Raw genomic sequence first — 23,475 nt, 5'->3', positions numbered from 1 at the left:
GGCTTGATGTCGCGGTCTCAGACCAACGCTGTGAGCATCGACCTCATCGCTCTTGACAGCATTCAAGGTCCTCGACAGGTCGGCGCAGCTCGTCGAGGTCTTCATCCAGTCGCCGTGAGACCGCTCGGCCAGCCCAGTACCGCGACGGGCCTCATCCCCGCGGTTCACCACGTAGGTCGTACGCAAGACCGCGGTACTGCATCACGCGACGCAGGCCCGTGGGGTAGATGAAATGGGGTGCACGTCATGTTGAGAGAACTGAGTGAGTGGGAGACGAGGGTCCTCGAAAAATTACTGAGTGAACTCTTCAAATCTTCTGGAAGGGCAGTTCCCTCGCTGGAAAATGTTCGGGCCGACCCGTTTGACGACCTCAGTGTCGGACTTATCTTTGATGACGGTTTTCAGACTGGATCATTGATGACAGTACCGGTCGTAGGTGAGGGGCCTGACCTTGATGGAGGAGCGGTTGCAATTCTGCTTCACTGTAGAGCGGGTGTCCCTGTGGACTGGAAATTTATTGCCCAGACGGGAGGGAGTCGAACAACTATCCAGCACTAGACGAGATAAAGTACTTTGTGGGCGACGGGAAGTTTAGGGGCTGACATACATTGAAACTTTGTCGGTCGTGGTCATCCGTTACTGACAAAGCTTTAATGTGATGTCGCGGTCATCCCGCGCTCAGCGCGCGATCGGGTCAGGCGCCGGACGTCCTGACATGACGATGACCGAGCTGGCCGACGACACCGTTCGAGCACTCTGCACACTGTTGATTGACCACTGAGTGCCGCGGAGGTTCAAGTCAACAGACCGCCTGCCGCGGCCAGCTCCAGAGCTGCCTGCGGACCTCGACGGGTTAGCAGTGCCATCCGGAAGACCCGCCCCTTGAAGGGGCTCAGCCACGCCAGGTGCACCACACCGGAGACATCGACCTGGACACCCACCTCACAGCCCGCCAGCACCACAACGGCGTAGTCCTCACCGCCGCCGTCCCCACGACCAGGGAAACGCTGCGGCCACGTCTTGCGCCGGCGCGGGTCTGCGTCCTGAGCCATGACCAGCACGACCGAGCCCCCCTCCTGCACAATCGGCCACATCGGCGCTTCCTCCCAGCCCGACCCAGAAGGCGGGTAGGTGATCTGCAAGCTCTGCAGGACCGGCCTCGCGTTGGCAGGCGACGCAGTTAGGTCACCACCAGGCATGACCAGGTGGGCGGAGATGCGCTCGACGGCGCCGGACACCCGCAGCGCAGGCAAGGTCGGCACCACAGCGCCAAGCAACTTGGCCGCCTCAACTTCGTCTACGGCTCGGAACCGGACGGCAGAACCGCGGCCCCCTCGACCTCGAGCTCCCAAGGTGAAGGTCTCGCGAAGGGAGCTGCGAGGTTCCAGCGTCCTCAAGACGTCGGTCACGTCTATCGGCAGTGTCGTCTCCCCATCGCCGCCGGGGGGAGGAGCGGGGAGCGTCATCCTTCAGTCTCTCCTCCCGACGGCCCGTGCTCGGTCCCATCACAGGATGTCCGGTCATCCCGCGTTGTGCGTGGTCTCAAGCGGCTGGCGACGTCGCGGTCGTGGCGATGCCCGAATGGCCACGGGGTCGCTCTGGGCTCCTACCGGTGGTGGTCCTGTAGAGAAGTTGATCAACGAATCGAGCTGAGCTCAGCACCAACCGATGCTGAAAGCACCTCAACAGTTCAATCCTCCGCACCCCCTCTCACCGCCCAGGAGCCACGCGTGCTCAACGGCTCGACCCTGATCCGCCGCTCGATAGGCGGGTTCATGGTCCTCACCGCCCCCTTAGCGCTGCCGTTGCTGTTCTTTCAGGCCGGCCTCTTCGGCATCGAGAGCGACTTCTGCGTCTACAAGGGCGTCAGCCCGCGCGTCCCCCTTGAACAGCGTGTCCTCGAGCGCGGCGTCGACGTCCGCCAGCACTGGGAGTGGTTCCCCATGGGGGTGCGCTGCGACTGGTTCCTGCGTGATGGCAGCTTCGTCACCACCACGGCCGCCACCTGGGACCGCGACGCCCTTGCTGCGGGCGCGATCAGCTACGGCCTGCTGGGCCTGACGCTGGTGGCGGCACCCCGAATCAAGATCGGCGCGGACGCCTAGCCGATCCCCAGCCTCGTCACCCGCCGGAGAGGGCACGCACGACGTCACGGTCATCCCGCAGATGGTGAGGCCTTCAGTCCTTCCGACCCGCCCGCTCCAGGTAGGCCGTGAGCTCAGCGAGCTCGACGTCCCCCACCTGCGGCGCGAAGTCCAGACCCTCCGTCGCCACGATGCCCGTGCCTCTGCCGGCAACGGTGACGAACCAGGCCCCCTCTGCCCCGAACCAGTGCGCCTACCCCAGCGCCCCGTGGTCCTCGGGCACGTCCCGGCTGGTGATGCGCACCAGCTGCCCATCGCGTCCGTAGGGCGGACGCGGCACCACCAGCTCCACCACGACCTGCTCCAGCGGCACGCTCAGCAGCCGGGCCGCACCCTCCTCGGCCACCCGGTGCAGCTGCCCGGTCTCGGTCGTCGTCGCGACCTCCACCTCCCCGGCGGGGCCGAGAACGAGCACGGTGTACGAGTGGTCCTGCTCGTGCCGTACCCGTGCTCTGACGCGCGTCTCCTCAGCCATCTCCGCAGCATCTCCCGGGGGGGTCTCCGAGCACCATGGACTTCACGGTCATCCCGCGTTGTGAGCGCTGTCGCCCCGGGGTTGGCGACGACCGGATCTTTCGATGACCGCTTTGATCGCAGGCTCAGCGCGAACACCCCCACAGCACCACGATGGCCTGGTGGACGAACCCGAACCCTCCATCGACCTCACCCCCGCAGCCACCCACGCCCTGACCCGACTACAACCCTCACCCAGCGGGAAACGCGGTGTGCACCTACGAACGGTGACCCCACTGCAGCAGTGGAGCCAAGCCGTGGACGGCGAGCAGCTCGCTGCCCACCTGGGCATCGCCCTACCCGTCTTCCCCGTACTTACCGCCCGCGGCTACCGCACCTCCTACCGCAGCCGCGAAGGAGCCCAGATCTTCGAGCACCCCGTGCCCTCCACCTCTCGACCACCCGCACCCACCGGCCCAGGCAGCAACAGCCACAGCGTCCTGATCGTGCACGTTGCCGACGGTGTCGACCCCGGGACGGTGACCCTCACCGACGCCGGCTCCCTCGGAGTGGGATGGATGCAACTGAACTACGGCCCGCCCCAGAAGCAACGCAGCCCCGAGGAGGCTGCAGAGATCGCAGCACTGGAGGCACTGCCACGCCCGGACCTGACCCGGCTGGCCTTCCGCGACGGCACACCGATCTGGGTTGTCCGCAGCCTCGAGGAGCAGACGACCGCGGGCTGGCGGTGCACAGTCAAAGACGCCACCTTCACCGTGACCGTCGTACTCCCACTGCCTCCCCTGCAAGCGGTGCAAGCCCTCGCCAACACCCCGGGGATCCCGCTGCAACCACGTTGAGGGCTCAGCCCAGGTTCAACCTCACGGATCTACCGGTCATCCCGCCGTCCGCGTGCTGAGCCACAGGAGGTTTCACACCTCACGTAGGCGAGCGGAAGATCCAACCATCGGCGACATCGTGACTACCCGGCCTATCCAGCGCCGCTGCCCCACCCCATACCAGTAGGTCATCACCGGCCCACACCACCGCCGGATACAGCGGATCGCCAGGCACGGCAGGCAAAGCCTGCCACTGGCCACTGAGGTTGCGAACCCTGATGTCCGCTCCCCCCACCAACGCCAGACGACCCGTGTCGGAGACGAGCAAATGCCCGTAAGAGCCGGGGTTGCCCAACGAGGTCACCGACCCGTCGTCGGGTTCGACCTCCACGACGTGAGCGAAGGAAGAGTCGTCCCAGGTCTGCCCAGACGCGGTGAAGTTGGCGGTGCCGTACACGCGTCCCCCACCGCTGCTCAGGTCCTGCAGACGGTGGGGGTACACGCCCAAGTCCGTCCACGCCCCGGTGCTGGGGGTAAAGCGCAGCAGGCGGTGGCAGCTCTGAGGGCCGGCGCAGACATCAGGGTTCGAGGCCCACACCATCACCAGCAGATCAGTGCCGTCAGTAGCGGTCTTGATGCTCTCCAGCCCCGGCGGCGGCAACGGCCACTTCGAGGTACGCCACTGAGCATCGGGGTCGTCCAGGTCCAAGCTGGCGGCCACGACCTGACCGATGCTGTTCAGCTCCCCCTCGTTGAGGTCCCAGCCGACCATGACCAGATCCGGGCCGATGACCTGGACCGGAGCGCGGACGTACATGGTGTTGAACGGGTGGCCCACCGAGATGCCGGTGGCCGGGTCGTAAGCGACACCGTCGTCCATCACTCGACCACGCGCCCACACTGGCGCCCCGTGCGAAGGAGGTGTCCCCTCCAGCTTCGTCCACGTACCCGTCACCGGGTTGTACGCGGCCGCCTCACGGGCCTCTGGTCCCGGCAGGGGCCCGGCCATGCAGGCGCTTTCGGAACTAAGCCCGGGGGGTGGGGTGGTGGCTTGACCACCCCACAACAGCACCTGCGAGCCTGTCCACAACGCCCACGTGCTCCCACGAGGTAGCAGCGGCGCAGGCGGCAACTCCTCCCAGGCCCCGAAGATTTCAGGCGCGTCCATTTCCCCAGCCTGCACCACGACCTCACGGTCATCCCGCGGTGCACGCGAAGCGCGCGGTCATCTCGCCGACCAGGATGTCGCCGACATCCGCACCCGAGAACCACAGGAAGTTCTAGACGGCGCGACTCATCCGACGACTTCGCACCCTCGCAACGCCCACAGCAACCACCATCGCCACCCCCACAAGAGCGACCTGGACCAGCGGCGCGAAAAGTAGACCGAGCACCGCGGTCGAAGAGTCCGAGGCCAAGACACTCCACAACGCCCACACCGTGAAGGCCAGCAACACCAGGTCCCCCACCAGCGCCACAGCCACAGCACCACGCCAATGCCGGCGCACGGAGACACCCACGACGACCGCGGCGGCGAACGGCAACAACGCCCACCCACTGAAGGCGATCGCGAACACCACCGCTCCGACGCTCTCGATGGTGAGTTCCCAACTCGTCAGGCTCGCCGTCGTCACCAGCGTCGTCACCGCCCCCACCGCAGGCAGCCCCACCAGAGCCAGCAAGAGGGGGTCGCGCAGCGACTATGGTCGGCGGGACGCAGTGCTCACACATCACGGTGACATCTACACGGTGTCCGTGGGGCGTTGCAGCTTGCGCTCATCAAGATGCGCGCGATCACAACCCAAAGGACTCGAGCGGCGACCCAGCGGTCACGACGATGTCCGGGTGGAAGCCGAGCAGCAGGGATCACCCGCATAGCCCCGCGGTGCGCTCGAAGCGCACGGTCATCCCGCGGTCCACACGACCCATCCCACCTGTCCCAAACAGCCCCTCCCAGTTCCTGGGCGCGCGTGAAGCCGTGCATCCGCGTGGAGCAGCGAAGAGCAGCGCATGACTCCCTGTGGAAAAGTTGAGCCGTGACCGAGCCTGCCGCTCTTGACCTGCACTCTCAGCAGGGTGCCTGGTGAGCCCGACCTGGGACGGCGTGCCCGCTGGGCCCCTGCCTTCCTCACCGGCGCCTTCCCCACAGGAGGCGGCGCGAGCGAGCTTGCGCGAGCTGGCCGCCGAAGCCGCCGGTGTGGGGACCTACGTCTTGCACCTGCCCCATCGAGAGCTGGTCGCTGACGACCGTGTCCTGGAGCTGTCCGGCCTGGACCGGGAAAGCTTCACCGGCCGACCCGAGGACATCTACGCCCACATGCACCCCGAAGACGTCGCCGACGTCATCGCCCAGGTCGAGCACACACTGAGCACGGGTGAGCCTTACAGCTGCGAGTACCGGGTCATCACGCCCAGCGGAAGGACCCGCTGGACCGCAGCGCGCGGGCGGGTTGTCACTGACGAGAGCGGCACCACCACCGCGCTGCTCGGGGCCCTGTACGACGTGAGCGCCATCCGCGCTGATTTCGCCCTCAGCACTCAGATCCTGGAGACGATGTCGGCGGCGTTCTACTCCCTGGACCACGACTGGCGTTTCACCTACGTCAACGCCCCTGCCGAAGCCCTCATCGGGCGCACTCGTCAGGAAACGGTGGGCCAGGTGGTGTGGGACCTGTTCCCCGCAGCCCGTGACAGTGACATCGAAGCGACCTACCGGGCCGCGGCCACCAGTGGAGAGCCGACCACGCTAGAGGCCTACTACCCCGAGCCGTTGAATGCCTGGTACGAAATCCGGGCCTGGCCCAGCGCCGAAGGCCTGTCGGTGTTCTTCCTGGACATCACCGCCCGCCGCAGCGCACAAGACGCTGTTGATCACAGCACCCGCACCCTGGTGGCCATCAGCGAGATCGCCACCGCTCTGGCCAACGCCCAAGACGTCACCGACCTGGTCACGGTGATGGCCGAACGTGGACTGGTGGCCCTGGGTGCTGACGGGGGCTCGGTCGCCGTTCCCGACCCCGTCGACCCCACTCACCTGCTGTCCTACATCACCGCCAACTTCGGAGAGAGCGCCCGCGCGGACTTCGCCCGCCTACCCCTAGACGCCGCTCTGCCGGTGACTGTGGCCGCGAGCACCGGGGAACGGGTGCTGCTGGCCGATCAAGGCGCGTGCGAGGCGTTTTCGGCTCACCTGGTGGCCGCCAACCTCGCCGCGGGCTGTCAGGCGTGGGCGTCCATGCCGTTGCGCGCCGGCAACCAGGTGATCGGGGTCCTGACCGCCGGCTGGAAACAGGCCCAGGTCTTTCCGGCTGAGCAGCTGGACCTGCTCGACACCTACGCCGCCCAGTGCGCCCAGGCCCTGCAGCGCATGAACGCCCGTGAGGCCGAGCGGGTCAGCGCTGCCCAGCAGGCCGCACTGGTGGCCGTGGCCCGGGCTCTGGGGGAGGCCGACGACGAGGACGGTGTCCTCACCGTCTTCGCGGCCCACAGCAGCTCCCTACTGCACGCCGACGGCTCAGCCCTGTGCCTGCGCGAAGCCGGCGGCACCCACGTGCAGGTGGTCACCACCGATGCCTACACCAGCGAAGTCCGCAGCCGCCTGCAGCGCCTGCCGGTGGACTTCCCCCTCCCTGCGGTCCACACCGCGGTCAGTGGCATCCCCTTCTTCCACCACGACCGGGCGCAGTCCCTGGCACTCTTCCCCGGGGCGCAGGAGCTCTACACCGCCGGAGAGGTCGAAGCATCGGCGGCGGTGCCGTTGCGCACCCACGCTCAGCTGCTGGGGTGCTTATCGGTGAGCTTCACCCGCCCGCGCAGATGGCCCCCAGCCGATCGGGACCTGCTGGAGGCCTTCGCCACCTTGATCGCTCAAGCACTGGGGCGGGTACAGGCCCACGAGGCCGAGCGGGCCGCCAGCGCGCAGGTCGCTCGCTTCTCAGAGACCCTGCAACGCTCCATGCTCACCGAGCCCCCGCAGCCGGACCACCTGCAACTGGCGGTGCGCTACTCCCCGGCCGCAGCACAAGCCGAGGTCGGCGGGGACTGATACGACGCCTACCTCACCCCCAGCGGCTCCACCAACCTGATCATCGGCGACGTCGTCGGTCACGACCAGAACGCCGCCGCAAGCATGGGGCAGCTGCGCAATCTGCTGCGCGGCATCGGGCAGGCCCTGGGTGACCCACCGGCTCTCGTGCTCAGCGCACTGGATCGCGCTGCCCACAACCTGGGCGTGGAGGCCCTGGCCACCCTCGTCCTGGCCCAGGTCGAACAACCCCCAGAACACCTCGCGGCCGGGACCCGGCTGCTGCGCTGGTCCAATGCCGGGCACCCGCCGCCGTTGCTGCTCGAACCTGGTGCAACCCCGCGCTTCCTGGACGCCAGGACCGACCTCATGCTCGGCGTCGACCCCGACACCGCCCGCACCGACCACGAAGTCGTCCTGGCCCCGGGCGCAACGGTCCTCTTCTACACCGACGGGCTCATCGAACGCCGCGGCGCGGCCCTGGACGAAGGCCTGGCGTGGCTGGCCCAGGCCGCCGGGGAACTGAACCACGGCACGTTGGATGAGTTGTGCGACGGGCTGTTGGACCTGGTCGGCGGACAGGTCGAAGACGACGTGGCCCTCCTTGCCCTCAGCGCCCATCCCGAGAACGCTCCCCGCCCGGTCGAGGCAGGGGCGAACCTCGACCCGCGCCAGGAACCGACCCTGGACAGTGGTGAACCAGACACCAGTGGTGAACCAGACACCAGTGCTGAACCAGACACCAGTGCTGACACCGTCTCCGAAGCAGGCATCACAGCGGGTGCCGGTTCTCCCAGCGCCCACCTCGACGGTGGTGGCGACGGGGTCCGCAGCACCGTCCTGCTCCTCGAGCCTGACCCGGCCTCGGTGCGCGCGGCCCGCACCTTCGTCCACGACTACTGCTGCCGGATGCCGGAGTGCGGGGACATCTGCGACACCCTCACCCTGCTGGTCAGCGAGGTCGTCACCAACGCCATCTCCTACGGCCGTAGCCAGGCCCGACTTCAGGTCAGCGCCACGACCACCGCGGTGCGGGTCGAAGTCAGCGACGACGACTCCCGACTCCCCGTCCTCACCCCTACCGATCCCGACGCCCTCGGTGGACGCGGGCTGGCGATGGTCGACCTGCTCGCCACCTCCTGGGGTGTTCGAGAAGAGGCCGTGGGCAAGACCGTCTGGATCGAGCTGCACGCCACCTGAAGGGACCTCGACGAAGTGATCCGGGCGCGAGGTGCACGACGATGTGGGCGTAGGACCGCAGACCGCACCCGCCAGGCAGGTAGGTCTGGTCCCGCGCGACCAGGGAACTCTCAAGCGACGGAGATCCACTGAGCCCATGGCCGACACCAGAACGGTCATCGTGGCGTCGATGGTCGGTGTCGATCCGGAGCTGTGACGCGGTGATCAGTTGGCTGGTCACAGGACCTCCCAGGGACGAAGGTTCTGCGAAGGCGCGCCACAGGTGACTGGAAGGGCGGCAACGCCCCCCCGGTCGCCGTCCTGGAAACGACCAGTGGGTGATCGCCTTGGTGCGCACGCCCATGAGGCCCTTGGCCTCGAGCTAGCGAAAGCCCTCGATCTCAGGACGGTCCGAACGCACGGTCATCCCGCGGTGCGCGCGAAGCGCACGGTCATCCCGCGTCATGCGCGCTCCTGGGCTGCCGGCGACGTCCCGGACATGGCGATGACCGAGCGATCGCCAAGAAGGTCTACGAACGCCTCACTCTGCCGGTGCGGTTGTTTCTTCGGCTCGCCGTGCGACTTCCTGCTGCGTGAGTCGCAAGTACGTCTCAGCCCCAGCAGCGAGACCGAGGGAGACGACGGTCAGCTCGAGCACCAGGTTCTGCCGGTCCGCACGTTGCTGAGAGCACGCCGGCCAGAGATCAGCGCTGTCGTTAACGTTGCCAGCGAAAGCGGAGGTGCAGCCGTAGTTGTGCAGCGGTAGGGGCATGGCGCCGAAGATCAGGCCACCTCCCAAGGCGATGGCACTTCCCACCTGCAGAGCTCGGACCATCGCTGCTGTGTGCACCTTCGGACCGTAGCGATACGAGGAGGTGGTGTCAGACAATCACCGGTATCACCCGTCTCGGAACGCACGGTCATCCCGCGTAGTGCGCGCCAAGAGAAGCCCAGGACCCATCTCGTAGCACAAGTGCTACCGTCATCCCATGACAGTCGTCGGTCTTCGCGAGCTGCGCCAGCAGGCTTCCGACCTCGTCCGCCGCGTAGAAGCGGGCGAAGAGGTCACCATCACCGTGGCCGGCCGGGCCAGCGCTCGACTCGTCCCCGCCAACGCCAGGTCCTGGCGCACCTGGACCGACGTCGAGGAACTGTTTTCCGGACCCGCCGATCCAGCCTGGGAACGGGACCGCGACCTCATCGACTCCGAGATCCGTGACCCCTGGGAACCGCGGTGAGGGCGGTCATGGACACCAGCGTTGTCATCGCCCGCGACATCGGCCCGCTACCTGGAGAACTGGCCATCAGTTCCGCGACCTTGGCCGAACTGCACTTCGGAGTCCTCGTGACGACCGACCCGGCAGTCCGTGCCGAACGCCTGCGCCGACTGTCCCTCCTCCAGCGACGATTCGACGCCCTACCCTTGGACGAAGCCGTCGCCGCCAGCTACGGGCAACTGGCTGCCGCAGTCGTAGCTGTTGGACGGCAACCGCGCGGTCGCACGATGGACCTGCTCATCGCTGCCACGGCCCATGCGCACGACGCTCGCCTCTACACCCGCAATGCGGCGGACCTCAAAGGAGCGGACGAGCTCGTCGAGGTCGTCTCCGTCTGACGGCTCTTCGCTGCTGCTGCGCCTGGACGGTCGTGCCGGCGGTGACCGCGACGTCGCGGTCATGCCGATGACCGCGCTGTCGCGCTCGTGTCGATGACCGGGTGCAAGTCCAGCGTGAAGATCACCCGCATATCCCCGCGATACGGGTAGTCCTGACTGTCGGCGACGTCGCGCCCATGAGGATGTCCGCAGGCGGACTGAGTCCTTTCGGTGAAGCAGCACTGCTCGTACCACCCCTCAGGTAGTCCACGTGTCGTCGTTCCCGGGGAGATCGAAGTGGGGTACTGCGCGCCACCACTGGTTGCGCGTCGTCTTCGCCGTCGTACCTGCAGTGGGACGGCCACTAGCGCGGCCTGAGCCCGTCGACCACGACGGTGAGCATGCGCTCCAGCTGGGTGGAGTGCTCCGGCGCGCCGGCCACGGACAACGTGCCGGCGAGGAGGCCCCCGATGTCGACCGGGTCGACATCGTCGCGCAGCTCTCCCGCGTGGGCGCCGGCATCCAGCAGCGTCTGCAGCACCTGCTGGACCTCGTCGCAGACGGGGCCGGTCCCGAAGCGCCCGGTGGCGCTCATGGCGACCAGGGCCTCGCTGACGCCGCGCCGTTCAGCCGCCCACCGCGCGAAGCGCAGCATCCAGGCGTGCAGGGCCTCCGCTGGTGCACTGGCGGCCAGCAACGCCTCGGCATCCTCGCGCAGCGGGCGGATCTGGTCGCGGTAGACCTCCTCGACCAAGTCCTCGCGGGTGGGGAAGTGCCGGTAGAGGGTGCCGCTGCCCACCCCGGCACGCTTGGCGATCGCGTCCAGGGAGATCGCCCGGCCGGAGGCGAAAGCCTCGGCGGCGGTGGCGATCAGGTGCTCGCGGTTGCGGCGGGCGTCGGCGCGCAGGATGGGCGGTGCCGTGGATTGAGCTACCGAGGGGGGAGTCATGGCGGTGGTGGCCTTCGCTGTCAGGGTCGAGGACCAGGTGCGATCCGGGGACATCTCCGGTTCAGTGTACGGTGAGCGAAACGGGGAGGTCCCCGCTTGACTCGTCCATCAGCTACCCCTGAGAGACCCCCGTGCCCACAGCCCTCATCACCGGCGGCACCACCGGCATCGGCCGCGCCACCGCCGAACTCCTGCACACCCGCGGCTACCGGGTCGCCGTCACCGGTCAGAACCCCGACTCCCTCGCCGCAGCGCGGCGCGAACTGCCCACCGACATCCTCGTCGTAGCCGCCGACGCGCGCATGAGCAGCAACACCGACGCCCTCGTGGAGACCGTCACCGAACGCCTCGGCCGCCTCGACCTGTTGTTCCTGAACGCAGGGGTCTTCCGCCCCGCCCCCGTGGGCGAGGTGAGCGAGGAGTCCTTCGACGATCACGTCGCCGTCAACCTCAAGGGCCAGTACTTCACCCTCCAGAAGGCCCTTCCGCTGATGAACGACGGCGGCTCCATCGTCATGACCGTCGGCATCGCCGCCCGCCACGGCAGCCCCGGTGCCACCGTGGGGGCCGCGACCCGCGGTGCACTGCTCGCGATGCTGCCCTCCCTGGCCCTCGAGCTGGCCCCGCGCCGGATCCGCGTCAACGCCGTGAGCCCTGGCGCCACCGACACCCCGCTGCTCGACAAGCTCGGCGTCCCCCAGAGCGGTCGCGACGCCCTGCGCGCCGCCGTTCCCTTCGAACGTTTCGCCTCCAGCCGCGAGGTCGCAGAAGTCGTCGCCTTCCTCGCCTCTGACGCCGCCGGCTACGTCACCGGGCAGGACATCGCCGTCGCCGGTGGCTACGGGCTCGGCGCCTGAACCCGCGCCTCACCCCCGAAACCCCCGAAACCCCCGAAACACAGGAGAACCCGATGAGTCTCACCCTCGACACCTACCGCCAACTCGGACGTTCCGGCCTGCGCGTCTCACCCCTCGCCCTGGGTGCTGCGACCTTCGGCAACGACTGGGGCTGGGGCGCCGAGCAAGATGAAGCACGCCGACTGTTCAACCTCTACGTCGAACGCGGCGGGAACTTCATCGACACCGCCGTCACCTACACCAACGGCACCTCCGAACGCATGCTCGGCGAGTTCGCCAAGGGCCGGCGCGACAACCTGGTCCTGGCCACGAAGTACACAACCCTGCGTCGCCCTGAGGACCCCAATTCCGGAGGAGCGAGCCGCAAGAGCCTCTTCGGCGCGGTCGAAACCAGCCTGCGCCAGCTCGGCACCGACTACATCGACCTGCTCTACCTGCACGTGTGGGACCCCACCACCCCCGTGGAGGAGATCCTGCGCGGTCTCGACGACCTCGTGCGAGCGGGCAAGGTCCTCTACGTAGCCATCTCCAACACCCCCGCCTGGCAGGTCGCGCGCCTGCAGACCATCGCCGACCTGCGCGGCTGGGCACCCCTGGTGGCTCTGCAGCTGGAGTACAACCTCATCGAGCGCACCGGTGAACGCGACCTGCTCCCGATGGCCCGAGAGCTGGGACTCGGGGCCGTTCTGTGGTCGCCGTTGGCGGGTGGGGTGCTAACCGGCAAGTACAGCCGCGCAGACCTCACCGCATCCTCGCCGACCGTGTCGCCGGCCGAGGGTGAGAGCGTCCGCAAGAGCTTCAACGTCGCTCTCGGGGGCGTGACCGAACGCAGCCTGGCCATCGTGGACGTGGTCAGGGAGATCGCCACCGAACTGGACGTCACCCCGGCCCAGGTGGGGCTCGCCTGGACCCTGCAGAACCCCGACGTCACTGTACCGGTCCTCGGCGCCCGGACCGTGGAACAGCTGCAGGAGAACCTGGGAGCCCTCGACGTCGACCTCACCGCGGATCAGGTGGCTCGCCTCGATGAGATCAGCTCGATCGACCTCGGTTTCCCTCACGCCATGCTCGCCAGCGACCACATCCGCATCCAGACCCGTGGTGACCTGAAGATCCAAGTACGCGCCTGAAGACCCGGCCGGTGCCGGGGGCGGCGTCACCACCGCCCCTGGCACCGGCCGTCGGTCGGACCTCGAAGGAGTCGGCGACGATGCTGCACTCCCGCGGCCGGACTTCACGGTCATCCCGCGATGTGCGCGCTGTCGCTGGCGGCCGGCGACCTGGCTCCCATGTCGACGCACGATGGTGCGCACGACGGGTCAGTCAGACGCGCACCTGGCCCTGCCCGTCGAAGGCTGCAGATCAGCGCGCTACCTCTGCCTGCTGTCCCAGACGCCGGCGCAGTTCCCGCGGCAGCCTGCGTCCATGACCAATAGCGAACGCGGCACCCCCGGCGAGCAACACCACGTAAGCCAGCACGGCGAGACCCAGGGGTAGCAGTCGATCCCCAACCCCAAGGCGGGCAAGGACGTTCATCAACGTGATCACCCCGCACACCAGGACGCAGCCGATGAAGACCAGCGTGCCCACGTCGTAGCGACGCTTGCGCTGCGCGAACTGTGCGGCGTACTGCTGTGCAGGCCCGAACTCATCGGCGGGCGCGATCTCCCCCTCGCAGCACAGTTCGTGCACCTCGGCCAGGATGCGCGTCACCTCGGCCTCAGGCAGGTGCCGCTGGCGCAGATGGAAGGCCAGGGAATGGTAGTAGCTCTTCGTGTCACCCATGGTGTGCTCCTCCAGGTTTTCTGCCTACCTGAACTTCTCCTGCGCCGTCTTCCCCCCGCACCGGTGATACCGCCGCGCCCGGAAGGGAACGTGAGACGAGCGGGACGAATCCACGCGGCAGGCGCTGCTCGAGCAGACGGCGTCCCGCCGCCCCTGCCGCCAGTACCACCGTGGCGACCACCAGCACCGCCCACCAGGGCAACAGCACCGCTTCCCCGCCACGAAGGCGAGCACCGCTGAGATGGGTGAACCCCAGGGCGAGCATCAACGCGAACCAACTCACCAACCACGGCAAGGGCCTGCGAGTTCGGCCCTCCTCGAAGCCGGCGGCGTAGTTCTGTGGCGGACCGAATTCATCCCGCGGTGTCCTGCCCGTGCCGGTGGAGAGGTCCTGGACCTCGAGGAGGACCTGGATGATTCGTGGTTCAGAGAGACGGCGACGACGCAGGTCGCGGGCGAGCTGGCGGTAGTAGGTCATCGTTCCTCCCGGGTGGCCATCGGGTGCGGATCGCCTGCTGGGGTGCTCGTGGCGGTCATGGCGGTGCAACTGCGGTGTTCACGGCGGTGTTCACGGCGGTGGTGACGATGAGATCCAAGGCCTGCCAATCACGTCCGAGGACACCCAGGTCGCGGCGACCGGCGTCGGTGAGAGCGAAGACCTTCCGCGGCGGTCCACCACTGTCCGGTTCCCAGCGATGGGTCACCCGGCCCAGTTCCTCCTGGCGAGCCAGGAGGGGGTAGAGGGTGCTGCCGCGCAGCGAACCGAGTCCGATCTCGCGCAGGCGTTGCAGCAGGACGTAGCCATGGGCGTCGCCGTCGTGCAGGACAGAGAGGACGACCAGGGGCAGGGCGGCGCGGATCCAGTCACTGGGCCAGCGCTCACCGTCCACGACTAGAACGTAGCACGGACTAGTTCGTGAGACAGACTACTCACGTCGGGAGACAACAGCCCTGCCTCGCGCTGACCGGAGGCCTACGTACGACGAAAGTCTCGACCCACCCCACCGTCAGGGTGGAACCGGAGAACCGTCTTCCCACCCCCGTGCCGCTACGTAATGATCACGTCAGGGTCAACATCACGAAGGAAGTCGATCATGGAGCCCTAGCTCGAAGCACTCACCGACAGCGACCACTCCTTCGTGCCCACCCTGGCCCTCGACTCCGGCTCCCTGAAGGCCGTCGCCACCACCTACGGCGTCTCCTACCCCACCGTCCGCGCATGCCTGGACCGCGTCATCGAGAAGGTCCAAGCGTCGGACGCAGCGCCCACCGATCCCTTCATCACCACCGTCTCCGAAGTGGTCATCGACGGCACCGTCTCCCGAACGTCGCCGACCGCGTCATCAGCGCCTACCAGGCTGCTGCCGAGAGGACGACATCACCGTGAACGACACCGCCAGTTACCTGCTCAGCCTGGCCGTGGGTATCGCGATCTTGCTCCTGCACAGGTTCGTGCTCTCCAATCGGCCCCAGGTCTGGCTCGGCGCCCTCCTGCCTGCCGCGCTCCTCGCGGTGATCGTCTCCTTCAGCGCGCAGGGGCGCATCAAGGGCCTGCGTGAGTGGGTGCTCTTCGGAGTCGGCCTCGCCGTCCTCTGCGGTGTGTGGGCCTCCGGTCAAGACGCACGTAAGAAGCACTTGCAGCGCGAAGACGAACGCACCGACGCGATCCACACCCGTCCGCGTCAAGAGACCCATGCCGCCCGAAAGGACCCGGCGATGCTGGACCTCGCGGTCATGGCGATGTCCAGGTAGGAGCCGAGCAGCAGGGATCATCTGCACATCCCCGAATGCGGGCGCGGCTTCCTACGCCAGACCCGCGATGACCGGTGCGAGCAACTGCTCGAGAGCGCGTGCATCTTCTCGCAGGCCGGTGCTGAGGACGACCTGCTGCTCATCGAGCACCCACCCCACCGGTTGCTGCAACGGCAGCAGGCGCAGATGCAGGGTGAAGGGACGCGCCGGCCGTTTCAGCTGGTGCTCGTGAGCATTGACGAAGCGCGTGAGGTGCAGCGGGTCCCCGCTGCCGCGCTGGCCGCGGTACCGATCGAGCTCACCCTGATCAGCCGTGTCGAGCCAGCTCCAGAAGTCGCGGTGATGGCGCTGCACCAGAGCGCGCACAGCGGGCAGATCATGCACCCCGTGCCACTCCGGGGGAGATGGGGGCGCCGCTTCCTGCGCCTCTTCGACGGTGGTCGCCGGCACCTGCTGCAGGGCCCGAGCCCACCACGTCGGCCACTGCTGGACAGCGGCACGCAGGTCGAGCGTTGCGTCGACGCTGGCCCCGGTTTGGTCAGTCGGCTGGGACAAGACGGTGGGGTGGAGAGCGCCGACATCGGGCTCGGTGACTACGTAAGGGTCCAATCCGGCGGCGTCCCGGATGTAGAGGGCCATCGCTAGGTGCTTGTCGATGCCTTCACGGATCTGCCAGCTGATCGTCCCGGCGCGGTGCATGACCTCACCTTGCTGCGGTCGTCATCACCAGGCAAGAGGCGGAGCAGGTCGCACGGTCATCCCGCGGTGCGCGCTGTCGTGGGCGGCCGACACCTGCTCAGCTCTGGGACTGTCACCGAAGTCCTGACACATCGACTGTTACCGATGTCTTGATGCGGAACTGTCACCGATGTCCTGAGACATCACTGGCGGGGGAAGCGGACCGTACGGGGACACCACGCCTGCCACCACCACTGCGACGATCAGGGCTGGCCGCGAACGACCGACGACGCGAAGGGGACCGCGACGATGCAGCACCTCCCGCGCCTGGACACCGTGACGTCCAGCTTCGCCGAGAGCTTCGACGCTCCCGTTCTGGACCCCGAACGCTGGGTGGACCACTACCTGCCGCAGTGGACCACCGCCGAACGTTCGCGTGCCCGGTACGACCTTCCGGGCCCCGGGCAGCCGCCGGGGTTGCGCCTGCGCATCGACGCCGACCAACTCGACTGGCGACCCGAAGATGCTCCCCTGAGGGTCTCCAACCTGCAGACCGCCGTGTTCAGCGGTCCGCTGCGCTCAACTCGAGGCACCCACCGCCACCGCCACGACGGACTGACGGTGCGCACCGAGGTCTCACTGCAACTGCTGTGGGCACCGCGCTCCGGTCAGGTCGATGTCACCGTGACCGCCAGCCGGGACCGGGGGTGCATGCTCGCGGCCTGGCTGGTCGGCACCGAGCACCTCGACGAGGACGACAGCGGAGAGGTCTGCCTGTTCGAGATCGACTCCGACGCCGTGAAGACGGGATCCACCACGGCCCGAGTGGGGATCAAAGCTCACCACGACCCCCGGTCGAGCGACGAGATGGAGGTCGTCGTTCCGGTCGGCGCAGGGCAGGCGCACACCTGGTCAGCGCACTGGAGTCCCGACGGCGTGGTCATCGCCTGCGAGCAAGCCGTCGTCTTCGCCTCGGCTCAAGTCTTGAGCTACCCGCTGCAGTTGATGGTCGACCTGTTCGAGATCGGTCCGCGCAACGGAGCCGACACCTACCCCAAGACTGCGGTGGTCCACGCTGTCACTGGTTCCTGACCCCACCGAGCTCGACCGCCGGCAGTACGCAGCCCCGCGAAGACGACCGAAGAGACAGGGCATCGAGCGGTTGCGGTCCGGGCCGCGCCGGAAGCGGCCGAACACGTTCTGGCCGTGCAGCAGGGACACGGGAAAGAGATCCGGGCGATCTGGGCCACAATGCTTGACTGACCACTCACTCATCCATATCGTGGTCGTCGTGGCCCGCGCGAGGAACCCCGCTCACCGCACCGCCCTCCTCGACGCGGCGACGCGGGTCTTCGCCGCCGAGGGCCTCGCCGCTTCCACGGCCTCCATCGCCCGCGCGGCCGGGGTCTCCACCGGCACTCTCTTCGTCTACTTCGAGACCAAGACCGCGCTGGTCAACGAGCTCTACGTCATCCTGAAGAGCGCGATGGGACGAGCCGCCACCGACGGCCTGAGGCCGGGGGCCGGACCGCGCGAGCAGTTGCGCTCGATGTGGGACGGGTGGATCGACTGGGCGGTGCAGGACCCTGACCGGCGACGGGCTCTGGCCCACCTCGCCGTCGCCGAGGACCTCAGCCCCCAGAGCCGACAGGCGGTGCAGGCCGCCTACGCCGGAACCGCCGAGGTCCTCGGACCGATCGTCGCCGGCGGCCCGATGCGCCAGGCACCGCTGCGGCTGGTGTCCACCCTCGTGTCGGCCATCGCCGACGCCACCATCGACGACCTCATCGCCCACCCCGACCCCACCGGGACCCGCAGTTCCCTCGCCTTCGAGGCGATGTGGCGGGTCCTGGCCCTCGACCACGCCGGCGAACGATCCCGCGACCCCACCCCGACCCAGGAGACCTCATGACCAGCACCCCCGGCGCTACCGCGGCCTGGGTCGTCACCGGCCCCACCTCCGGCTTCGGCCACGCCACCGCACTCGAACTCGCCCACCACGGCCACGTCGTCCTCGTCGGTCGCAACCCCGACAAGCTCGCCACGGTCGAGGCGGAGATCGAGCGGGCGGGCAGCAGCGCCACGAGCATCGTCGCCGACCTCTCCGACGTCCTCAGCGCGCGTCGGGCGGCGGCGCAGATCGCCGCCCTGGACCTGCCCGTGCGTGGTGTCCTCAACAACGCCGGGGTCATGCTCACCAAGCCCGGGGTGAGTCCGCAGGGCTGGGAACTGTCCTTCGCCACCAACCACCTCGGCCCGCTCGCCTTCACCGACGCTCTCCTGCCGTCCCTGGCCGACGGGACCAACGTCGTGTTCATCGCCTCCGCCTGCGAGGACCCCGAACGCGTCCCCGCCGTCCGGGCCGGCTTCCGTGGCAGCCGGTACCTCTCGGCCGAGGCCTCCGCGCGCGGGGAGTACGCCCCCGGTGGGTCCCAGCGCGCCGGCATGGACGCCTACGCCACGTCCAAGCAGGGCAACCTCGCCGCCGTGTTCAGCCTCGCCCGGCAGCACCCCCGCCTGCGGTTCCGGGCGATCGAACCCGGCGTGAACCCCGGTTCGAACCTGGGCAGCGACGCGTCTGCCGTCCTCAACGTGGTCTCGAACCTCCTCGCCCCGGTCCTGCAGTTCCTGCCGCACTTCACGACCTCCAGGCGCGCCGGGCGGGTCATCTCCGGCATCGTGGTCGATCCCTCGGAGGCCACGGGGGTCTACTACGACGAGAACGGCAAGGCCGTGCGGGCCTCCAAGCAGGTCAGCGACCCCGCCTTCGCGGACCGGTACGTCAGGGAGAGCCGGGAACTTCTGGCCTCGCTCTGACCCGGCGGCACCGCGGTCTCCTCCGGTGTTCAACGACGGCGTGAGCAGCCACTCCGTCGCGATCAGTTGTGTACCTACTAGTATGTACGGCATGGACGCTCGAGATCGCCTCATCTCTGCGACGCAAGAGCTGCTCTGGGTGCGCGGCTACGCCGCGACCAGTCCCAAGGAGATCCAGACGTCAGCAGGGGCAGGGCAGGGCAGCATGTACCACCACTTCCACGGCAAGGAAGACCTGGCGGTCGCTGCGCTGCAACGAAGCGCACGACTGCTGCGCGATGACTCCGAGGCCCTGCTGCAGGCTCCGGGCACTGCCGTGGAGCGACTGACGAGCTACCTGCGTCAACAGCGCGACAGCCTGCGGGGGTGCCGGATGGGCCGCATGACCTACGACGCCGACGTGCTCGCGACCCCGGCCCTGCTGGAACCCGTGACCGCGACACTGGACTGGCTGGTGACCGCCATCGCCGAAGTGATCAGACAAGGCGTCGAGGACCGCGAACTCCAGGCCGACACCGACCCCGAGGCGTTGGCCTGCACCGTGGCGGCCGTGGTGCAGGGTGGCTACGTCCTGGCCCGCGCGCACCACGACACGTCCCGCTTCGATGCCGCGGTCGAGGGTGCCGTCGCCCTGCTGAACCAGGCGCACCGTGGGTGATCCGGCGGTGTTCACCGGCCACGTCACCGCACGAGCACTGCGCGTCCCCGACGGGCGGACGCGGCTGGCGGCGTACGAGGTCACTTTCGCTGCGGGTGCTCGGACGCACTGGCACTCCCATCCACACGGACAACTGCTGGTCGTGACGGCCGGCGTCGCCCGCGTCCAACTCCGAGGAGAGGCCGCCGTCGACGTCGCCACCGGGAACACGGCGTGGATCCCACCAGGAGTCCTGCACTGGCACGGCGCCGGACCGTCGGGCTCGATGACGCACATCGCGGCACAAGAGGCAACGTCCGACGGGCGCACTGTGACCTGGGGCGTTCCTGTGTCAGACGCCACCTTCGACAACCACCGACCGCCCCGCTGAGAGGTCTCCTCCGATGTACGCCATGCAGTACGCGGTCCCACTGCCCGCCGACTACGACATGCAGATCATCCGCGACCGGGTCACCCGGACCGGCCACCTGCTGGACGGGTTCGCCGGGCTGAACTTCAAGGCCTACCTGGTGCGCGAGAAGGGCAAGGGGTCACCGGTCAACGAGTACGCCCCGTTCTACGTCTGGGACGACATCGACGGGATGAGGGCCTTCTGCTGGGGGGAGCCGGGGTACTCCGCCATCGTGCGTGACTTCGGCCGCCGCCCCATCCAGGACTGGACCGTCGTGGGCATCGGGCCGGGGCCTGGCAACCTCGATCGAGCCCGCAGCATGACGATCTCGACGCAACCCCTACCTGCCGGCCTCGCCCCGGCTCAGGTGATCGAGGACCTCACCGGAGTCTTCCTCCACTCGCCCGGCCCCTCGACCGTGCGACGGGTCGCCGCCGTGGACGTCACGACCTGGACCCTGCTGCGAGCCGAGCTGAGCACGGACCGTCCCACGAGCGGCGAAGGCACCGAAGCCGTCGAGTACGAGGTGTTGCACGTCTCGCCGGGACCACGCGGGTGAACACCGAGACCAGGGTTCACAGCCCCCGAACCCGACTCTTCGGATCTGCGGGGAGGTAGCTCGGTCCGGTCCACGGCGACGTCGTCACCCGTGAGCCGAACAGAATTCTTCTCGATGATGAGGCGATGGCCTCCGCCCCGTCGTGGCTGGTTCCGCAGCGACGCGGGTCGTCGTCGAAGCAGGTCAGCACCGCAGTCCGCCACGACCGCGACGTTCGACCCCGCCGGGTGATCTCCGGGTTCGGGAAACTGGGGAAACCGTCGAGGACCCGGTCGGCGATGGCCCGGCCGCGGTCGACGAGGGTTTCCTCGAGCCGTGATCAGCAGCCAACGGATGCGCTGGAGCGGGTCGTCGCGGTACCCGTGCCGCCCCGAGGTCTTCTGCGGGACGCGGCGGCGGATCTCGTCCACGCCGTGGAGGCGAGCTCCGCGACGAGGAGGGCGTCCAGCACCGTCACCGTACCGCCGGGGGTTTCGGTTGTCCTGGACCGTCGATGGGGTGGAACGGGACCGAGCTGGCGGCCAGGTTCGAGATCGAGGAGTCGTGCAGTGCAACGACTCGATCGCCCAGGTTGCAGCCCGAGTCGCGAGCTTCGCCCGCGCGGGGAGGACAGGGTGGTTCGAGGTACCGCCAGTGTCGTTCGCACCAGATCAGCAGCTGCAGCGGGGTTCCGGGGCGAGGTGCGTCCGTCAGCTGATGCTCGCGCCGGCCGTGGCTGGCAGCAACGACACGCGAGCGATCACAGGTGATCACAGAGGGGCGAGAGGTTTCGGGGACGAGACGTGGTTCTTCTCGCGGTCGGTCGCCGTGACGCCCAGACGTTCAACAGCATCAGGTGGATGTCGTTCCCGAGAAGATGGTCTGCAGAGCGAGCTCGGAGGGCAGCCGTGCGTCTCGAGTCGTGTGCTTCCTGGCTCGAAGAGTTCAGCGCGGGGCCGAGGTGGCGACCATCTTGACCGCGAAGACCGCCAGAACGCTGCCCGCCGCCACTCGCTGCACCCGCATCGCGCGCGGACGGGCTTGCAGCCAGGTGGACAGACCGGCCGCGCCCAGCACGATGGCGCCGTTGGCGGTGACCGCGACGGCGATCTGCAGCGCCCCCAGCTGCAGGAACTGCTGCCACACCGGGCCGGCACCGGCGGTGACGAACTGCGGCAGCAGCGCTGAGTACATCAACACGATCTTGGGGTTGAGCAGGTTCGTCGTCAGCCCCGTGAAGAACAGTCGCTTCCCCGAGTGCGGGGTCAGCTCTCGTGGACTGAACGGTGACCCACCACCGAGGCGCAGCATTCGCCAGGCCAGGTAGAGCAGGTAGCAGGCACCGACGACCTTGACCACGTCGAAGGCTGCCGGCACCGCAGCAAACACCGCAGACAATCCCGATGACGCCGTGATGAGGTAGACCAGGAACCCTGCCGCGACGCCCATCAGGGAGACCAGGCCGGCCCGCCGTCCTTGGGCGATGGAGCGTGAGGCCAAGTACACCATGTTCGGGCCCGGAGTGAGGACCATGCCCAAGGCGATCACGACGACCCCGCCTGCAGCTGACCAGGACACCACCACGTACTCCTCGCTGCCGCACGATTGAGACGACCACCCGGGACCCCGGCTCCCGCCGCGGACTGCTGCAGTCTCCTACCGCGCTACCTTGGTCGTCCATCGCACGATGGTGGGGTGGAACGTGAAGCGCGACAGGACGAAAGGTCGTCGTGGACGAACTGGCGTGCTTGCGGGCCCTGGCGGCGGTGCGTGCCCACGGCACCGTCACCGCCGCAGCCGGGGTGCTGCACCTCAGCCCCTCCGCGCTCAGCCAGCAGATCAAGCGGCTGGAGCGGACCAGCGGTCGTGTCCTGACCGTCGCCAGCGGCCGCCGCGTCGTGCTGACCCCGACGGCCCACGCCCTGCTGGAGGCAGCACTACCTCTAGCCGACCGCCTCGACCGCGTCCTGGCCGGTTCGGGCCTGAGCGGAGGCGACGCACCACAGCACGGACACGTCGTCGGGCACGTGCGCATCGCCGCCTTCGCCACCGCCCTGCGCGCCCATGTCGTTCCGGTCCTGGCCACCTTGCGCCAGGAACACCCTGCGCTGACCTGGTCGTTGATCGAGATGGATCCCGACCGAGCGCTGCCCGCCCTGACCGCCGGCGCTGTCGATGTCGCCGTCGTGCACCACTGGCAGGGGCGTCCCGCCCCGATGGATCCCGGCCTCACCCTCGTCGAAGCCTGCCGAGACCCTGCTGACGTCGTCTGCCGCCGCGACGATCCGCTCATCGGGGTCGCCGTCGCCGCTGACGGAGGTGACCTCCTCAGCCGGGAGGCGCTGACGGCTCGCGGCTGGGTCTCCACCGGAGCAGGAACGGTCTGCCACGACTGGCTCCTGCACATGTTCGCCCAGCACGGCCAACGACCCGACATCGTCGCGGAGATCCCTGACTTCACCTGTCACCTGGACCTGGCCCGACACGGTCTGGCGTGGGCTCTCGTGCCGCGGATGGGGCGGCCACCCCTGCACGAAGACCTGAGCACCGTGGCCCTGAGCGATGCGCCTGCTCGCCTCGTCAGCATCGCCCACAGGAGCAACCAGGACGATGACCCCGCCATCAGCGTGCTTCGCGCAGCTCTCCTCGCGACACTGCAGTGATCAGACCGGAGGTCAGTCCTCAGAGGTGGTGCACGACGTTCGCCGGGTAGTGCTCCGTGCGGTCAGGCCGTCGAGGCCTGCATCGTGAGATCGGGGTGCACCTCCGCAGCACTCCCGCAGGTGAACTCCGCTCCGCCGGGCATCGCGATCAGAC

Annotated in this window: 27 protein-coding genes and 2 pseudogenes; 18 read left to right on the top strand and 11 right to left on the bottom strand. The window is 68.2% G+C overall.

The window, feature by feature from the left end; genetic code table 11:
• Nucleotides 1–794: 794 nt before the first annotated feature.
• A complete protein-coding gene (locus tag ACFQ46_RS22725) occupies nt 795–1,265 on the bottom strand; it encodes a hypothetical protein (RefSeq protein WP_380262354.1) in 471 nt (156 codons plus the stop codon).
• A 465-nt stretch (nt 1,266–1,730) separates the two neighbouring features.
• Here ACFQ46_RS22725 and ACFQ46_RS22720 point away from each other — a divergent pair, with 465 nt between their 5' ends.
• Entirely contained in the window at nt 1,731–2,105 is a 375-nt protein-coding gene (locus ACFQ46_RS22720; protein ID WP_380262352.1) for a hypothetical protein, read from the top strand.
• A 232-nt stretch (nt 2,106–2,337) separates the two neighbouring features.
• Here the strand turns inward: ACFQ46_RS22720 and ACFQ46_RS22715 are convergent, their stop codons facing one another.
• On the bottom strand, nt 2,338–2,619 hold the full coding sequence (locus ACFQ46_RS22715) for a hypothetical protein (RefSeq protein WP_380262350.1): 282 nt from the start codon (nt 2,617–2,619) through the stop codon (nt 2,338–2,340).
• 160 nt (nt 2,620–2,779) lie between these two features.
• Here ACFQ46_RS22715 and ACFQ46_RS22710 point away from each other — a divergent pair, with 160 nt between their 5' ends.
• Complete coding sequence (locus ACFQ46_RS22710; protein ID WP_380262348.1) at nt 2,780–3,457, top strand: hypothetical protein; 678 nt, start codon at nt 2,780–2,782, stop codon at nt 3,455–3,457.
• Between the two features lie 79 nt (nt 3,458–3,536).
• Here ACFQ46_RS22710 and ACFQ46_RS22705 read toward each other — a convergent pair whose 3' ends face one another.
• Nucleotides 3,537–4,316 carry a hypothetical protein gene (locus ACFQ46_RS22705; protein ID WP_380262346.1) on the bottom strand — a complete coding sequence of 260 codons (780 nt, stop codon included), beginning with the start codon at nt 4,314–4,316 and terminating at the stop codon, nt 3,537–3,539.
• 400 nt (nt 4,317–4,716) lie between these two features.
• Nucleotides 4,717–5,082: a hypothetical protein gene (locus tag ACFQ46_RS22700; RefSeq protein ID WP_380262344.1), complete on the bottom strand. Its 366-nt coding sequence runs from the start codon at nt 5,080–5,082 to the stop codon at nt 4,717–4,719.
• A 437-nt stretch (nt 5,083–5,519) separates the two neighbouring features.
• Here ACFQ46_RS22700 and ACFQ46_RS22695 point away from each other — a divergent pair, with 437 nt between their 5' ends.
• From ACFQ46_RS22695 to ACFQ46_RS22685, 3 genes and pseudogenes are all read left to right on the top strand, one after another.
• Nucleotides 5,520–7,481, top strand: a complete 1,962-nt coding sequence (locus tag ACFQ46_RS22695; protein WP_380262342.1) for a GAF domain-containing protein — start codon at nt 5,520–5,522, stop codon at nt 7,479–7,481.
• A gap of 33 nt (nt 7,482–7,514) precedes the next feature.
• Nucleotides 7,515–8,063 (top strand): annotated as a pseudogene (locus ACFQ46_RS22690) (PP2C family protein-serine/threonine phosphatase); the annotation flags it as partial.
• Nucleotides 8,055–8,660 carry an ATP-binding protein gene (locus ACFQ46_RS22685; protein WP_380262703.1) on the top strand — a complete coding sequence of 202 codons (606 nt, stop codon included), beginning with the start codon at nt 8,055–8,057 and terminating at the stop codon, nt 8,658–8,660. The pseudogene ACFQ46_RS22690 and the gene ACFQ46_RS22685, both read left to right, overlap by 9 nt.
• A 520-nt stretch (nt 8,661–9,180) precedes the next feature.
• Here ACFQ46_RS22685 and ACFQ46_RS22680 read toward each other — a convergent pair.
• A complete protein-coding gene (locus ACFQ46_RS22680; protein WP_380262340.1) occupies nt 9,181–9,489 on the bottom strand; it encodes a hypothetical protein in 309 nt (102 codons plus the stop codon).
• Nucleotides 9,490–9,628: 139 nt separating this feature from the next.
• On the opposite strand from ACFQ46_RS22680, the gene ACFQ46_RS22675 reads away from it, so the two are divergent.
• Together ACFQ46_RS22675 and ACFQ46_RS22670 are read left to right on the top strand one after the other, a co-directional pair.
• Nucleotides 9,629–9,877 (top strand): type II toxin-antitoxin system Phd/YefM family antitoxin, encoded by a 249-nt coding sequence (locus ACFQ46_RS22675; RefSeq protein WP_380262338.1) that lies wholly within the window; start codon nt 9,629–9,631, stop codon nt 9,875–9,877.
• Nucleotides 9,878–9,885: 8 nt separating this feature from the next.
• Entirely contained in the window at nt 9,886–10,254 is a 369-nt protein-coding gene (locus tag ACFQ46_RS22670; RefSeq protein ID WP_380262336.1) for a type II toxin-antitoxin system VapC family toxin, read from the top strand.
• A 343-nt stretch (nt 10,255–10,597) separates the two neighbouring features.
• Here the strand turns inward: ACFQ46_RS22670 and ACFQ46_RS22665 are convergent, their stop codons facing one another.
• On the bottom strand, nt 10,598–11,236 hold the full coding sequence (locus ACFQ46_RS22665; RefSeq protein ID WP_380262334.1) for a TetR/AcrR family transcriptional regulator: 639 nt from the start codon (nt 11,234–11,236) through the stop codon (nt 10,598–10,600).
• A gap of 77 nt (nt 11,237–11,313) precedes the next feature.
• Between ACFQ46_RS22665 and ACFQ46_RS22660 the strand changes: the two genes are divergently transcribed.
• Both ACFQ46_RS22660 and ACFQ46_RS22655 read left to right on the top strand, forming a co-directional pair.
• A complete protein-coding gene (locus ACFQ46_RS22660; protein WP_380262332.1) occupies nt 11,314–12,039 on the top strand; it encodes an SDR family NAD(P)-dependent oxidoreductase in 726 nt (241 codons plus the stop codon).
• A 53-nt stretch (nt 12,040–12,092) separates the two neighbouring features.
• Entirely contained in the window at nt 12,093–13,169 is a 1,077-nt protein-coding gene (locus ACFQ46_RS22655) for an aldo/keto reductase (protein ID WP_380262330.1), read from the top strand.
• Nucleotides 13,170–13,401: 232 nt separating this feature from the next.
• On the opposite strand, the gene ACFQ46_RS22650 is transcribed toward ACFQ46_RS22655, so the two are convergent.
• Genes ACFQ46_RS22650 through ACFQ46_RS22640 form a run of 3 tightly spaced genes read right to left on the bottom strand, consistent with a single transcriptional unit; the run spans nt 13,402 to nt 14,714 of the window.
• Nucleotides 13,402–13,824 carry a hypothetical protein gene (locus tag ACFQ46_RS22650; protein ID WP_380262328.1) on the bottom strand — a complete coding sequence of 141 codons (423 nt, stop codon included), beginning with the start codon at nt 13,822–13,824 and terminating at the stop codon, nt 13,402–13,404.
• The gene (locus tag ACFQ46_RS22645; RefSeq protein ID WP_380262327.1) at nt 13,817–14,302 is read right to left on the bottom strand and encodes a hypothetical protein; all 486 of its coding nucleotides are present in this window, start codon (nt 14,300–14,302) and stop codon (nt 13,817–13,819) included. Before ACFQ46_RS22645 ends, ACFQ46_RS22650 begins: the two co-directional genes overlap by 8 nt.
• Nucleotides 14,303–14,357: 55 nt before the next feature.
• Nucleotides 14,358–14,714: a PadR family transcriptional regulator gene (locus tag ACFQ46_RS22640; RefSeq protein WP_380262325.1), complete on the bottom strand. Its 357-nt coding sequence runs from the start codon at nt 14,712–14,714 to the stop codon at nt 14,358–14,360.
• A 237-nt stretch (nt 14,715–14,951) separates the two neighbouring features.
• Here ACFQ46_RS22640 and ACFQ46_RS22635 point away from each other — a divergent pair.
• Together ACFQ46_RS22635 and ACFQ46_RS22630 are read left to right on the top strand one after the other, a co-directional pair.
• Nucleotides 14,952–15,062, top strand: a pseudogene (locus ACFQ46_RS22635) (DUF2089 family protein); the annotation flags it as partial.
• A gap of 145 nt (nt 15,063–15,207) precedes the next feature.
• Entirely contained in the window at nt 15,208–15,576 is a 369-nt protein-coding gene (locus tag ACFQ46_RS22630; protein WP_380262323.1) for a hypothetical protein, read from the top strand.
• Between the two features lie 51 nt (nt 15,577–15,627).
• On the opposite strand, the gene ACFQ46_RS22625 is transcribed toward ACFQ46_RS22630, so the two are convergent.
• Nucleotides 15,628–16,275, bottom strand: a complete 648-nt coding sequence (locus ACFQ46_RS22625; RefSeq protein WP_380262321.1) for a hypothetical protein — start codon at nt 16,273–16,275, stop codon at nt 15,628–15,630.
• A gap of 288 nt (nt 16,276–16,563) precedes the next feature.
• Between ACFQ46_RS22625 and ACFQ46_RS22620 the strand changes: the two genes are divergently transcribed.
• From ACFQ46_RS22620 to ACFQ46_RS22595, 6 genes are all read left to right on the top strand, one after another.
• The gene (locus ACFQ46_RS22620) at nt 16,564–17,346 is read left to right on the top strand and encodes a hypothetical protein (protein WP_380262319.1); all 783 of its coding nucleotides are present in this window, start codon (nt 16,564–16,566) and stop codon (nt 17,344–17,346) included.
• 199 nt (nt 17,347–17,545) lie between these two features.
• Nucleotides 17,546–18,166, top strand: a complete 621-nt coding sequence (locus ACFQ46_RS22615) for a TetR/AcrR family transcriptional regulator (protein WP_380262317.1) — start codon at nt 17,546–17,548, stop codon at nt 18,164–18,166.
• Nucleotides 18,163–19,071 carry an SDR family NAD(P)-dependent oxidoreductase gene (locus tag ACFQ46_RS22610; RefSeq protein ID WP_380262315.1) on the top strand — a complete coding sequence of 303 codons (909 nt, stop codon included), beginning with the start codon at nt 18,163–18,165 and terminating at the stop codon, nt 19,069–19,071. The genes ACFQ46_RS22615 and ACFQ46_RS22610 overlap by 4 nt, the downstream gene beginning before the upstream one ends.
• 91 nt (nt 19,072–19,162) lie before the next feature.
• Entirely contained in the window at nt 19,163–19,729 is a 567-nt protein-coding gene (locus tag ACFQ46_RS22605) for a TetR/AcrR family transcriptional regulator (protein ID WP_380262701.1), read from the top strand.
• Nucleotides 19,722–20,099, top strand: coding sequence for a cupin domain-containing protein (locus ACFQ46_RS22600; RefSeq protein ID WP_380262313.1), 378 nt, complete (start codon nt 19,722–19,724; stop codon nt 20,097–20,099). Before ACFQ46_RS22605 ends, ACFQ46_RS22600 begins: the two co-directional genes overlap by 8 nt.
• A 13-nt stretch (nt 20,100–20,112) precedes the next feature.
• Nucleotides 20,113–20,679: a DUF4865 family protein gene (locus ACFQ46_RS22595; protein WP_380262311.1), complete on the top strand. Its 567-nt coding sequence runs from the start codon at nt 20,113–20,115 to the stop codon at nt 20,677–20,679.
• A gap of 924 nt (nt 20,680–21,603) precedes the next feature.
• Here ACFQ46_RS22595 and ACFQ46_RS22590 read toward each other — a convergent pair.
• Nucleotides 21,604–22,239: a LysE family translocator gene (locus tag ACFQ46_RS22590; RefSeq protein ID WP_380262699.1), complete on the bottom strand. Its 636-nt coding sequence runs from the start codon at nt 22,237–22,239 to the stop codon at nt 21,604–21,606.
• 149 nt (nt 22,240–22,388) lie between these two features.
• Here ACFQ46_RS22590 and ACFQ46_RS22585 point away from each other — a divergent pair, with 149 nt between their 5' ends.
• Entirely contained in the window at nt 22,389–23,321 is a 933-nt protein-coding gene (locus ACFQ46_RS22585; protein WP_380262309.1) for a LysR family transcriptional regulator, read from the top strand.
• Nucleotides 23,322–23,475 lie beyond the last annotated feature (154 nt).

This window comes from Kineococcus sp. GCM10028916 (genome assembly GCF_042674865.1).
Classification (GTDB): Bacteria; Actinomycetota; Actinomycetes; order Actinomycetales; family Kineococcaceae; genus Kineococcus.
Note: the sequence above shows the minus strand (reverse complement) of the source record. Positions and strands in the feature narration are given on the sequence as shown.